This window comes from Spirulina sp. CS-785/01 (genome assembly GCF_028330525.1).
In the GTDB taxonomy this organism is placed as follows: Bacteria; Cyanobacteriota; Cyanobacteriia; order Cyanobacteriales; family Spirulinaceae; genus JAQMSD01.
Window position 1 is genome coordinate 1 of record NZ_JAQMSD010000015.1, and the last position, 14,150, is coordinate 14,150.

The window sequence follows — 14,150 nt, forward strand, 5'->3', positions numbered from 1 at the left end:
CCCCTCTGAAACCCAAGAGGAAGTCAGCGAAGACGTAACTGAAACAGAAACCCCCTCTGAAACCCAAGAGGAAACCCCTGACACAGAAACCACAGCAACAGAAAGCGAAACAGAAACCCCCTCTGAAACCGCCTCTGAAACCCCACCAGAGACCGAACCCTCCGTCTCTCAAACCTCCCTCAAAACACCCCGCATCATCGCTCAAACCCCCAACACGGACATCAAAAACCCCACCAACCCCAACCTTGATCTAGATAAAATCAAAGAAGAAGAAGCCGCCGAATCCCAATCTATCATTGAAAAAGAAGTGGCCGCCTCAGAATCCGCCATGGAAAAAGAAAAAGCGGCCTCCCAAGAGACTCTCGAAAGTCCCACCTTTCCTGAAGAAGAAACCGACTCCCTCGACGAATTTATCAAAAAAGTCGAAGCCGAAACCGTCACCTCAGAACCCTCAGACATGGAAGACCAATCCGCCACCACCTTCACAATTAATGCGTAAGAGAGACTGACCGAGAAAACGTCTCTCGTTAAGATACAGAAAAGCAAGAAATCAGGAGAACACCCCATGAGAATGTTACACACCATGCTCCGCGTGGGCAATTTAGAGGAATCCATCAAATTTTACTGTGATGTCCTAGGGATGAAATTATTACGCCAAAAAGACTATCCTGGCGGAGAATTCACCCTCGCGTTTGTCGGTTATGGGGATGAGTCCGACCACACGGTACTGGAATTAACCTATAACTGGGGAGTAGATAGTTATGATTTAGGGGATGGTTACGGACATATTGCCTTGGGGGTAGATGATATTTATAAAACCTGTGAACAAATTAAAGCACAAGGCGGCAATGTCGTCCGTGAACCCGGCCCCATGAAACACGGTTCAACGGTAATTGCATTCATTACAGACCCCACTGGGTATAAAATTGAGTTAATCCAATTAGGTACACAAGGATCAGCGAAGAAGGAAGACGAAAAAGCCACCGCAACGGTTTAAGTTGGACTAAATAATTCGTTTCCAGAGGGGGTTGACGGGTTGACCCCCTTTTTTTTGTGTCGAGATGGGAGAGATGGGGAGTAACAACTGTTCCCTGTTCCCTGTTCCCTGTTTACTGTTCAAAATACTGCTGATGGTCTTCGGAGGCTAAATAATACGCCGAGGCGGGGACAATTTGCGTCACAATAGGTTTATCGTACCGTCCCGACTGCTCTAACTGTCGTTTGGACTGGCGGGCGAGTTGCTCTTGTTCTGGGGTATGGTAAAAAATAACTGAACGGTATTGTTCGCCCCGGTCAGCCCCCTGACGGTTTAAACTGGTGGGGTCGTGAATATCCCAGAATTTGGCCAGTAAGGTCTGATAACTGATTTGTTGGGGATTATACTGGAGTTGAGCCACTTCTGCATGACCAGTAATGCGCGATAATACATCCAGATAAGAAGGGTTGGGGAAATGTCCCCCCATATACCCCACGGAAGTGGAAAGGACTCCTGGGAGTTGGCGAAAGGCCGCTTCGACTCCCCAAAAACAACCCCCTCCGAAGGTCGCTAGATGCTGTAAGTCTTGACTCATGGGTGATAGAGTGAATGATCAACGGGAAAAAAGCAATATGGGTTTAATGGCTTTTTCTCCATTTTATGAAGTTTTGTAACAGTCTGCGTAAAAAACCCAATAATTTCCTGAAGAACATTTAGAGGAACTCCCTTTCGCGTACAAATCCTTGACGACCCTCTAGAATCTTTGTATGTCCCTCTTGCTCATCTTCGATTCTTCTTGGTTGTCAGGGGTTTTTTATTCTTGGGGTAGAATCATCCTCGTAAATCACCTTATCATTGGATGATTGGGGAATAATTGGGTAAGGTGCATCCGTTCAGTCGTCACAGTATGAGAAAAGATGTCAATATTTGTTTATGATTCGCGCTAAGTGGGCAGTTTTGCCATACTCTGGAGGATAAGGCTAAGGATTCATGGGCAAGGGTTATTCACAATGGACGTAACTGAAGTGTCTCGACTCCCAGCACAATGGGATATTTGGATCATTGGGGAGCATCGTCCGTTTTTAAGTATTGCTGATTGGCACAATTTAGTGACTCAGTTTCAAGATATTAGAATTTATAATAAGCCGATTCAGTTTAGTTTCTATTCATCTTTTCAGGAAGGGATAACTAATAGTAAATACTCTCAGGGTCAAGTGGCGATTCTTTTATTTTTAGTTAAACGAAACCAAACTAAAAACGCGCTTGACTGTTTCAAAAAGGTTAGATATTCTCATAATAATGAAACAAGAGTCGCGCTCTTATTTGAAGATAAAAATGATTTTTTAGACGCTCCAGATGTTCTGAAATATAATATCAGTTTACAAGGGGTGATTGGTCAATCTCTTGACTTTGATCTAACCACGTTTTTTTGCACAGAAGTTAAACAATATTGTTCGCTCCTGATAGCGAAATTGAATCAGCAAGATAAGCAGTTAGATACCAAAGGATATTACAACAAAGTATCTCATAAACTGGCACAACAGAAAAATAAGATTTATGAGATATTTCATACCAGTCATGAGATCTTTTTTGTGCAAGATTTGCAGGATCAAAAGGTTGTTTATCTCAGTCCTTATTCTGAAGATTTTTGGCATATTTCTAGACAAGAAGCACTTGAAAATCCTTATTTTTGGTTAGATTTTATCCATACTGAAGATTATGAAAGAATTGCGACGAAGTTACAGAATTTTCGAGAAAGTTCGACCTTAGAGGGGTTTGATGAGGAGTATCGTCTGATTAAACCCAATGGGGAGGTGCGTTGGGTGCGTTGTCGAGGCCGAGTGGTTTGTACACTGGTCAATCAATCGGAACAGTTAGTGGGATTAACGGAAGATATTACGGAACGAAAACAACTGGAACAAGATTTTTATTATCTGAACCGGAATTTAACGCGCTTAGTGGAAGAACAGACGCAAGAAATTCAAAAAACGAATCAAGATTTATTGCAAGAAATTACAGGCCGCAAAAAAATTTCGCAACAATTACAAACGACCCAACAACGACTTAATTTTCTTCTCTCCCAGAGTGGTGTAGTTCTTTATACTTGTTGTCTAGAAGGGGATTTTGGTGCAACGTTTGTTAGTACCGGAGTTTATCATTTAACGGGTTATCATCCAGAAGATTTTACAGAAAATACTAAATTTTGGCTCGATCATGTCCATCCCCAAGATAAAGAGCAAGTGTTGCAGAATCTTGCATCACTGTTACAAACAGGAAACCGGAGTTGTGAATATCGCTTTCTTTGTAAGTCGGGATATTATATTTGGATTCATGATGAACAACAAGTGATTTGGGATGAACAGAACAAGCCGATAGAATGTGTGGGATATTGGGTGGATATTACGAAGCGGAAACGTATGGAGAAGGAACTGCGAGAGAGTGAGGTACGCTTCCGGACTATTTTTGAAAATGCGGCCATGGGGATTGCGTTAACCAATGCGAAGGGGCGATTTATTGAGGTGAATCCGCAATTTTGTGAGTTTATCGGCTATTCTCCAGATGAACTCACCCAACGCACCTTTGCAAATATTACCTTTCCCGAAGATCGCTTGGGGGATCATCAATATTTTCAAAAGTTATTAGGGGGGGAAATTCCCAGTTTCTCACGGGAAAAGCGTTACTACTGTAAAAATGGTCAAGTTCGCTGGGGAAAGGTGAATGTGACGTTACTCCGAGATCACTATAACCAACCTCTGTATTGTGTTGCGGTGATCGAGGATATTCACGGACGGAAACAAGCAGAAAGTGATCTCGAACATCAACTGCATCAAACGCTGTTGTTAAAAGATATTACGGATTCGATTCGGCAAAGTCTGGATATGGATGAGATTTTCCAGACGACGGCCAACAAATTAGGGAAAGCGTTGGGGGTAAATCGTTGTTTGATTCATATTTATAAGAAAGAAGCGACTCCCCATATTCCTTTTGTGGCGGAGTATTTGCAGGGGGAAACTGCGTCTATTCTCCATTTGGAAGTGCCGATTCAAGGGAATCCTCATGTACAGCAGTTAATCAGTCAAGAGGAGGCGATTGTCTCTAATAATGTGTATGATGACCCTCTGTTAGATAATGCGGCCCCTCTGTGTCGTCGCATTGGGTTAAAGTCTATGTTGGCTATTGGGACTTATTACAATGGGAAACCTAATGGTATTATTGGGCTGCATCAGTGCGATCGCTACCGTCAATGGACCCCCCAAGAAGTGGAATTACTCGAAGCAGTGGCGGCCCAAGTGGGAATTGCGATCGCACACGCCCAACTGTTAGAACAAGAACAAAAACAACGGGCCTTTTTAGCCCAACAAAACCAAGATTTACAACGGGCCAACCAACAAGCAGAAGCGGCCAACCATGCCAAAAGCCAATTTTTGGCCATGATGAGTCACGAAATTCGCACTCCCATGAATGCAGTCATTGGGATGACTGATTTACTCTTAGACTCCCCTCTCAATGCTCAACAGCAGGACTTTGCCCAAACCATCCGGGATAGTGGGGACACCCTCTTGGCCATTATTAATGATATTCTGGATTTCTCGAAGATCGAGTCCGATTCCCTAGAACTCGAAGAAGAACCCTTTGATCTCCTCAACTGTATAAAAAGTACCTTCACCCTCCTCAATCCTAAAGCGGTCGAAAAAAATATTCTTCTCGGTTATCGTTTCCCCCCCTCCTCTCCGTCACGGTTTATCGGGGATGTGACACGAGTTCGCCAAGTGTTAGTGAATTTATTAAGCAATGGGATTAAATTCACCGACAAAGGCGAAATTCTCCTCACCATCACCCTTAACCCCCATTCGGCCTCTCTCTATGAAATCTTTTTCTCGGTCCGGGATACGGGAATTGGCATTCCTCCGGATAAGTTACACCGTCTCTTTAAACCCTTCTCTCAAGTGGATTCGAGTACCACTCGACAATATGGAGGCACGGGGTTAGGATTGGCCATTAGTAAGCGACTGTGTAATCTCATGCGGGGGACTATTTGGGTGGAAAGTCGCGGTGAAGTGGGGGGATATCCGCCGATTTCTTGGCAACCCAACTATTGTAGTTCTGTGGGGACGACTTTTTATTTTACCTTAGTGTTACCCAAGAGTCCCACTGCTCCCTCTCCTGCTGTTCCCCCAACTTTGCCTAGTTTACAACCGTCGATTCCCCTGCAAATTCTTTTGGCTGAGGATAATATTGTCAACCGCAAGGTTGCCTTATTACTCCTGAAAAAATTAGGCTATGAGGCAGATGTCGTCACCAATGGGGTGGAAGTTCTCGAAACGGTACAACAACAGCCCTATGATTTAATTTTAATGGATGTGCAGATGCCGCAAATGGACGGGTTAGAAGCGACGAGACAATTAGTGCGGAAAGCGGTGACGGGAGGGTTACATTATCCTAAGCCTTATATTATCGCTATGACGGCCAATGCCATGGAGGGCGATCGCGATATTTGTCTAGAAGCAGGCATGGATGATTATATTAGTAAACCTATTCGCCAACCGGAATTACAGCAAGCCTTTCTCCGCTTAGAACAAATTAAAAATTAAGGAAATTTTTAGGGATTTTATGGCACTGAGGTTAAATTAGCGTTAATAAATTGTAATTTCCTCTTAAAGCTCCGTAAAAGTTAATAGATATTTACATTGTTTCTATCTTGTTACAACGAGCAAGATACACTAGGAAAGAAACCATCCTCTTAAACCTGTAAAGTATTTTTAAGTTAATAGGCCATGTTGAATTTAAACCAAAAAACCTATTCTTCTACCTCTCCTTATGGGTCTCCCTTTGATTTTTTTGCCAAAAAAAAGCTCACCCCAGAGTCCACTTTAAATGAACTAGAATTATTTGATTTTCAAGTAGAAGACTCCACTATTGTTATGGAAGTCGCTCAAGTTCTGGACAGAAATCCCATTTTGCCAGGAGTTATTTTGGTTCATAATAATGAGTTTTCTGGGATGATCTCGAGGAGACGGTTTTTAGAACGCATGAGTCGGCCTTATGCGTTGGAACTCTTTTTAAAACGGTCGGTTAAGTCGTTATATGACTTTACAAAAGCGCATTTGGAAGTTTTTCCCGAAACGATGACTATTGTGGAGGCAACTCGACGGGTTTTAGAACGGCCTCCCGAATTTCTCTATGAACCGATTATTGTGCAATTAGACTCTGGAATGTATCGCATTGCCGATATTCACCACCTCTTTTTAGCGCAGTCTCATATTCATCAAGTGACCAGTCAGTTATTAGATGAAAGTACCTATGCTCAACGAGTACAAACGGAAAAAATGGTCAGTTTGGGTCGCATGGTGGCCGGAGTGGCCCACGAAATTCGTAACCCGGTTAATTCGGTTAGTGGTAATATTGACTTTCTCACGGATTATTATGAAAATTTACTCGAATTATTGGAGATTTATCAGGAGTCTCTAGGGAAGAAAAATAAGAAAGTACAAGACTTTGAAGAGGAGATTGATTATGAATTTATTTTAGAAGATTGTCCCAAGATTCTCAAAAGTATTAAAATTGGGGCAGAACGGTTAATTCAAATTGTCACCAGTTTACGGAACTTCTCTCGGATGGATGACCGAGAGAAACAGTTAATTGATCTCCATGAATGTATTGATGGAACATTACTCATTTTAGAGAACCGTTTAAAACATGGGATCACGGTCAAAAAAGAGTATAATGAACTGCCCCCAATGACCTGTTATTCGGGACAGTTGAGCCAAGTTTTCATGAACTTAATTGCCAATAGTGTAGATACCTTAAATGAACGACAAGAACAGGAAAAGGAATCAAACTGGAAACCCAAAATTACCATTAAAACTAACCTTTTAGACTCCGATTCCTCTACCAAAGCGGTGAGTATTAAAATCGGGGATAATGGGTTAGGAATATCAAAGGATATTCAAGAAAAAATCTTTGAAAACTTCTTCACCACGAAACCCGTCGGTAAAGGGACCGGGTTAGGGTTGGCCATTAGTTATCAAATTATCACTGAAAAGCATAACGGACAGTTAAAAATGGATTCAGAAGTGGGAGTGGGGACAGAATTTGAAATTATTTTACCCCTGGAAAAAACCGAGTTAAACTAAAAGATTGGCGTAGGTGAAACGCTCGGACTGTCAAAACAGGAAAGAAGTACATGGCCAGAAAAAAATCCGTCGCTCATTTTGTTGCAGTTAGTGACTTGTCGAAATCTCCCAATGAACAACAAGGGATTTTACTGACTGTGGAAGGTCGGGGAGGCGATACAGAGAAAAACCGCGATCGCGCATTAGAATTAATCAACCAAAAATGGGAAAACGGCGAAATTGAGGCCGAACAATTCCCCGATGGGATCACCCAAGATAATATCTTCTTTGTTCCCCCTCCCGAAGAACAGGGGAAAAACCAAGACGAGGAAGACTTACCCCCCATTGTCCAAGGAGCAAGAGAAATTATCCAACTAACCAAACTGCAAGTCGAAGTCCAAGACGCAGCAGAAGAAGTGTCCCCCTATACTTCCATCATTGAAGCAGTCTTAGAACGGAATCGACCCCTCACCGCAGAAGAAAAAGAGATGGCCAAGGATAAAAAATACGGCAAAACTATCGAACGGATGGGGATGGCCGTGGCCACCCAAGAAGACTACTTAAACCAGTCTAGTGGCCATGGTCAACTGATTCTCAATGCGATCGCATGGCAACTCCAAGAAAAGGACAGTGCTTCTCCGGATAGGGACACGGAGGGACGTAACTAAAGATTGATTGTTCCAGTCATTAACCTTTTAATCCCCAACGGATTTCCTGGCTACACCGCTAGAAATTGCCACAGATGGTACAATTCTCAGACGAGATTAAGGTGAGTCATTGGCAATCGGTAAAGGGTAATCGGTATTTGACTCAATTCAGCACTGCGAGGATATTTAGGGTATGGATATTGTTATCGGACTGATTATTGGTGTTGCAGTGTCGGCTGTTGTCAGTTCTGGACTGCAACGGAAAACAAGAGAGGAAAAGGAACTAGAACTTAAAGAGGCTTTGAACCAAACCCGACAAGAGTTGGTGCAGGGGTATCAGACCCAGTTAGAGGAAGCATTAACGGGGTTACGTCAGGAGTATGAGGAGGAGTCTCAGCAACAGTTAGAGAGGATACAACGCACCCACGAGAGTCAGTTGAGCGATCGCCAACTGGAGAAAGAACGCGCGATCGCAGAACTCAAACAAAAGTATGAACGCGAGATTGAGACTCTCAAAGAGAGTCACCAGAGTGAGTTACAAGCTAAACTCCAGCAAGTAGAAGCAGACTACCAAGGACAACTTGCTCAGTTACAAACCGAGACGCAATTCCCCTCCCCAGATGCAACTCCTTCTCCCTCCTCCTCCCTTCCCGTTCCTCCTTCCCCTACCCTGTCCTCTCCATCTTCCCTCCACACCCCTTTTAGTCTCTCAGAATTACTGGATTTAGCTCTGTCTCCCAATCCCTCTATTCGGGTGGCCGTGGTGTCTCAGTTACAACAACAAGTCACTGAGGGAGGACTGTATGCAGACTGTCTCCAGATGATTCCGGTGTTAGGGTGTTTGAGTCAGGATGAAGCTGCGGAAGTTCGTAAAAGCGCGATCGCAACATTAGGCAAAATCGACTCCTCCCAAGTCATCCCCTACCTAGAACAAGCACTCCGAGACAACGACTTGGCCGTTGTCCAAGTGGCCAGCGAAGCCATTCAAGCCTATAAATTCTACCCCACCCCAACCCCAAAACCCCTCCCCAAAAATGCCGCACCAGAAGATTAGTTGATAGTTGATCGTGGATAGTTGAGAGTTGGGGAATTGAACCACAAAGACACAAAGGACACAAAGGGGAGTCGGGAGTCGGGAGTCGGGAGATGGAGGAGATGGAGGAGATGGAGGAGAACGAAGAACAAACTGTTCCCTATTCCCTATTCCCTGTTCCCTATTCCCTATTCCCTTGTTTACAAACAACCAACAACCAAAACAGAATGCCAGCAAGCTCACTCACTTGCTGGCTTCCCCGTATAAATACGGAAATATCAAACCCAAGTTCCTTGAAAAGAGGTATCCCAAGTCAAGTTATCCCGCATTACCTTGATTTACACCCTGACAGATTATGGGAAAATACTGGATAGAAAGAAAAAATAGAATCTATCTAACAGTCTCAACCCATAAATCTAATCCCTAATTCCAAAGAACTATAAATCATTAAAACCTATACTGTATAAAATGTCAAGCCCATTATGCCTCAATATAAGTAAAAACCCGGATTTACCCAAATCAATTCTGATCTGCTAATAACAGTAACTAACCCAAGACTTGTAAAGATGTGTTGACTTTCCTCCCCACACTCCAGCTTCCTTGATTAGTATTAACTTTATAACTATAGAATCAAATCATCTCCGCTTATGGTTATGCCAACTCCCAGTCCAACCTCCATCCCCACAGGATTCTTGAACCTAATGGGTTACGTCGATGAATCCCAAGTCAACGGGCCGGGAACACGGGCCGTCGTCTGGGTCCAAGGATGTACGCGAGAATGTCCAGGCTGTTTCAACCCTCAATCCTGGTCCTTTGACACCAACCAACTGATCAGTATTGACGAACTCGCCGACAAAATCCTCAGTAATTCCCGCAATACCGGAGTCACCTTTTCCGGAGGAGAACCCTTTTGGCAAGCCGAAGCCTTAGCCCAACTGGCCCGTAAACTCAAAGCCCAGGGGTTAAATATCATGTCCTTCACCGGGTTTACCCTAGAAGAACTACAACGGGAAGATGCCCCCGCCGGGTCTCAAGATTTACTCCAACAACTCGATCTCCTAGTGGACGGGCCCTATGTCGAATCCCTAGCCATTAATGCCCCCAACTCCCTAGTCTCCTCAAAAAATCAGCGTGTTCGAGTTCTCAACCCCGCTTTCCAAGGAGAACTCACCTGGGCCTCAGATCAGATTGAAGTACATATCCTCAAAGATGGAAGTCGCATTATTACCGGATTTTGGGGCAGTTTAGATGCTGTTGATTGTTGATTGTTGTTTGTGAAAAAGGGAACAGGGAATAGGGAACTCCGGAACAGTAAACAGTAAACAGTAAACAGTAATGTTGTTTGTTCTTGGTTCTTTGTTCTCCCCCATCTCCCCCATAACTTGACACCAATCCCCACATTGTCCCCTAACTGCGCTAAAATTATTAAGAAATCTGTATTTTTGTTACACAAATCACGTCCTATCACGCACCTATGTCTCTTCCCATTCGCAATATAGCTATCATTGCTCACGTCGATCACGGTAAAACCACGTTAGTTGACGCATTACTGAAGCAGTCCGGTATTTTCCGTGAAGGGGAAGAAGTTCCCGACTGCGTGATGGACTCCAATGATTTAGAACGAGAACGGGGAATTACCATTCTCTCCAAAAATACCGCCGTTCGTTATAAAGACACCCTTATTAATATTGTCGATACCCCTGGCCACGCGGACTTCGGGGGAGAAGTCGAACGAGTTTTAGGCATGGTTGATGGTTGTATCCTCATTGTGGACGCAAATGAAGGGCCGATGCCCCAAACCCGCTTTGTCTTGAAAAAAGCCCTAGAAAAAGGCTTACGTCCCATTGTTGTTGTCAATAAAATTGATCGTCCCAACGCCAACCCCGACGGGGCCATTGATAAAGTCTTTGACTTGTTTGTAGAGTTAGGGGCCGACGACGATCAATGTGATTTTACCAGCCTCTATGCCTCCGGCTTACAGGGTTATACCAAAGAAACCCTCGAAGAAGAAGGCAAAGATATGCAGCCTCTCTTTGAGGTCATTTTACATCACGTTCCGCCCCCGGCAGGTGATCCCGAAAAACCCCTCCAGTTACAAGTCACCACGCTGGACTATTCCGACTATTTAGGACGGATTATTATTGGCCGCATTCACAACGGTAAAATTAAAGCCGGCCAACAGGTGGCCTTATACAATGACGACGGTTCAATTACCCAAGGGAAAGTGAGTAAACTGCTTGGGTTTGAAGGGTTAGCGCGAGTGGAAATTGAAGAAGCCTCGGCAGGGCATATTGTGGCCGTTGCGGGGTTTGCCGATGCGAATATTGGCGAGACTTTGACTTGTCCAGATCAACCCCAGGCATTGCCGTTGATTAAAGTGGACGAGCCCACCTTACAGATGACCTTCTCGGTGAATGATTCCCCCTTTGCGGGCCAAGAAGGGAAATTTGTCACCTCTCGGCAAATCCGCGATCGCCTGTATCGAGAACTAGAAACCAATGTAGCCCTACGAGTCGGCGATGGCAACTCCCCCGAACAATTCATGGTCTCTGGACGGGGTGAACTCCACCTCGGTATCCTCATTGAAACCATGCGTCGAGAAGGCTACGAATTTCAAGTCTCCCAACCCCAAGTCATCTATCGGGAAGTTAACGGACAACCCTACGAACCCTTTGAATATCTGATCTTAGATGTCCCTGAAGAAGCCGTCGGAAGCTGTATCGAACGCTTAGGCCAACGGAAAGGGGAAATGCAGGATATGCAAGTGGGAGATAATGGCCGCACCCAACTAGAATTTATCATTCCCGCACGGGGGTTAATTGGCTTCCGAGGTGAATTTATCCGCTTAACTCGTGGGGAAGGCATTATGAACCACAGTTTCCACGAATATTGTCCCTTGGTCGGTGAATTAGAAACCCGCTACAACGGGGTAATTATCGCCTTTGAGGAGGGAGAAGCCACCTTCTACGCCTTGAAACAAGCTGAAGATCGCGGCGTGTTCTTTATCACTCCTGGGACTAAAGTGTATAAAGGAATGATTGTGGGAGAACATAACCGGCCCCAAGACTTAGAGTTAAATGTTTGTAAAACCAAACAACTCACCAACCACCGTTCTGCGACTGGGGATGAGTTAGTCCAGTTACAAACTCCCGTAGAAATGAGTTTAGAACGGGCTTTAGAATACATTGGCCCCGATGAGTTAGTGGAGGTTACTCCAGAGTCTATCCGGTTACGGAAAATGAAAACCAAGAAATTAGCCAAACGTTAAGTTCTGTTTTCAGGATAGGGGGGAATTGTTGACAAAAAACCCGGTTTCTCCTCCCCTGATACTCTAGCAGTAAGCAAGAAACCGGGTTTCTATGGAGGTTTAACTGTTAACCCGTCCAGTGAGAACAAAAAACCCGGTTTCTCCTCCCCTGATAGATCCCTAAATTGTTAATTGTTAATTGTTAATTGTTCACACCATCACCGTCTGAAAATCATTTCCCGTCAACAGATCAGCATTGGTGTTTTTCACCACCCCTAAGAGATCATTTTCATAACTGAGGAAAGCATCACCATTCACTTGAGTCATTGTTAAAGACTCAAAACTGAGATCATTGGTGAGTCCAAGATGATCAAAACTGCCGTTGAAATCATACACCGTATCATAGCCCTCTCCTGCTTGGAGGACAAAGAGATCATTCCCCGTCCCACCATATAAGGCATCTAAACCTTGACCCCCAAAGAGGGTGTCATTGCCATCATCTCCGTAAAGGTGATCATTGCCTTGATTGCCGACCAGTTTATCATTGCCAGAGTGAGCATAGAGCCAATCGTGTCCCTCTCCGCCCGCGAGTTGGTCATTGCCCCATTCTCCGTAGAGACGGTCATTGCCCCGATCACCGTGTAATTCATCGTCGCCATGTCCGGCAAATAGGAGATCGTGGCCTTTTCCCCCAAAGAGGCGATCGCGCCCATTATGTCCATAGAGGATATCTTCATTCTCATCTCCGTAAAGCGTATCATCGCCATCTCCGGCTGAGATAAAGTCATTGCCTGTTCCTCCCTTGAGTTTATCATTGCCTGTATGGCCTTCGAGGTGATCGCGGCCATGTCCTCCAAAAACTTGGTCATCGCCGTTACCCGCCACGAGAAAATCCTCTCCATCCTCTCCAAACAGTTTATCATTGCCACTATGACCTTCGAGGCGATCGTTGCCAGAACCGCCATAAAGTGCATCTGCACCCCCATTCCCTTGCAAGAAATCATGATCCCCTTCTCCGTAGAGGGTATCATCGCCATCTCCGGCTAAGAGAAAGTCATTGCCTTGTCCTCCTCGCATTTGATCATTGCCACTATGACCTTCGAGGCGATCGTTGCCGTGACCTCCGTAGAGTCGGTCATCTCCCTCGTTACCATAAAGCCGATCATCATGGTCTTGTCCATAGAGAAGATCGTTGTGGTCTTCTCCAAACAGAGTATCGTTATCACGGCCCCCAAAGAGTTCGTCAATTTCTTGTCCTCCTCGGAGTATATCGTGTCCCCCATGGCCTTCGAGACGATCGCGGCCTTCTCCTCCTGAAAGTTGGTCGTTGCCTTCGTAACCATAGAGACGGTCATCCCCTTGCTGGCCTTCTAGTTGATCATGACCGTCATGGGCAATAAGCAGATCATTTCCTTCTCCTCCCAACAGGTGATCATTGCCTCGATGTCCCTCTAAATGGTCATTTCCTTCATGGCCGTAGAGAATATCGTGGCCATCTTCTCCGAGAATGCGATCGTTGCCAGAGCGTCCATAGATGGTATCATTGCCCAATCGTCCCACGATCAAGTCATGGCCAGCTAATGCGTCGATGGTGTCGTCTTGGACTGTTCCTTCTACGAAATCATTTTGATTTGTTCCATAGATGGTGTTTGGGTCTTCAGGTTGAGGCAATTCGATGGTAATGCGCTCATTTTCGGGCAAGGTAAAGTAATCTTTGATGGTAATGGACCCATCTCCGGCTAAGGTGAGGTGTAAATCATTGCCTTGTTGTTGTTGGGTGACACCAGAGGCCGTATAAGCAGAGAGGTCTAGGGTATCTTGGGAATTAGTAGCAAAGAGGAGATCATTGCCGATGGATGTGCCGGGAGTGTATCCTAAGATGCGATCGCTGCCTCCCTCCCCGTAAATTTCATCATCTCCTTGTCCCCCAGAGAGTTCGTCGTCTCCCTCTCCTCCGTGGAGTTCATCGTTACCTTGTCCTCCAGAGAGTTTATCATTCCCAGACCGACCATAAATGATATCATCCCCCTCTCGTCCAGCAAGATCATCATCACCTGCTAATCCATCTATAACATCGTTGCGTGATGTCCCATCTAAATTATCTCCACCAGGAGTTCCATAGATATAGAGAGAC

At 44.9% G+C, this 14,150-nt stretch carries 9 protein-coding genes and 1 pseudogene; 8 read left to right on the forward strand and 2 right to left on the reverse strand.

All coding sequences use genetic code 11. The annotated features are described in order from the left end of the window. Together PN462_RS00545 and gloA are read left to right on the forward strand one after the other, a co-directional pair. Nucleotides 1-499: pseudogene (locus PN462_RS00545) on the forward strand (hypothetical protein); the annotation flags it as partial. A 66-nt stretch (nt 500-565) separates the two neighbouring features. Next, nucleotides 566-997: a lactoylglutathione lyase gene (gene gloA / locus PN462_RS00550; protein WP_272125865.1), complete on the forward strand. Its 432-nt coding sequence runs from the start codon at nt 566-568 to the stop codon at nt 995-997. Nucleotides 998-1,109: 112 nt separating this feature from the next. On the opposite strand, the gene msrA is transcribed toward gloA, so the two are convergent. After that, entirely contained in the window at nt 1,110-1,571 is a 462-nt protein-coding gene (gene msrA / locus PN462_RS00555) for a peptide-methionine (S)-S-oxide reductase MsrA (RefSeq protein WP_272125866.1), read from the reverse strand. A 415-nt stretch (nt 1,572-1,986) separates the two neighbouring features. Between msrA and PN462_RS00560 the strand changes: the two genes are divergently transcribed. The 6 genes from PN462_RS00560 to typA all read left to right on the forward strand — a co-directional run bounded on the left by PN462_RS00560 (nt 1,987) and on the right by typA (nt 12,037). After that, complete coding sequence (locus PN462_RS00560; RefSeq protein ID WP_272125867.1) at nt 1,987-5,568, forward strand: PAS domain-containing hybrid sensor histidine kinase/response regulator; 3,582 nt, start codon at nt 1,987-1,989, stop codon at nt 5,566-5,568. A 183-nt stretch (nt 5,569-5,751) separates the two neighbouring features. Then, the gene (locus PN462_RS00565; RefSeq protein WP_272125868.1) at nt 5,752-7,110 is read left to right on the forward strand and encodes a sensor histidine kinase; all 1,359 of its coding nucleotides are present in this window, start codon (nt 5,752-5,754) and stop codon (nt 7,108-7,110) included. Nucleotides 7,111-7,160: 50 nt separating this feature from the next. Next, nucleotides 7,161-7,757, forward strand: coding sequence for a hypothetical protein (locus PN462_RS00570; RefSeq protein WP_272125869.1), 597 nt, complete (start codon nt 7,161-7,163; stop codon nt 7,755-7,757). 172 nt (nt 7,758-7,929) lie between these two features. Beyond that, the gene (locus PN462_RS00575; protein ID WP_272125870.1) at nt 7,930-8,790 is read left to right on the forward strand and encodes a HEAT repeat domain-containing protein; all 861 of its coding nucleotides are present in this window, start codon (nt 7,930-7,932) and stop codon (nt 8,788-8,790) included. A gap of 626 nt (nt 8,791-9,416) precedes the next feature. Then, entirely contained in the window at nt 9,417-10,034 is a 618-nt protein-coding gene (locus PN462_RS00580; RefSeq protein ID WP_272125872.1) for a 4Fe-4S single cluster domain-containing protein, read from the forward strand. A 209-nt stretch (nt 10,035-10,243) separates the two neighbouring features. Further along, on the forward strand, nt 10,244-12,037 hold the full coding sequence (gene typA, locus PN462_RS00585; protein WP_272125873.1) for a translational GTPase TypA: 1,794 nt from the start codon (nt 10,244-10,246) through the stop codon (nt 12,035-12,037). Between the two features lie 189 nt (nt 12,038-12,226). Here typA and PN462_RS00590 read toward each other — a convergent pair. Next, nucleotides 12,227-14,150 (reverse strand): calcium-binding protein (locus tag PN462_RS00590; RefSeq protein ID WP_272125874.1); only part of this gene is annotated, 1,924 nt, incomplete at its 5' end.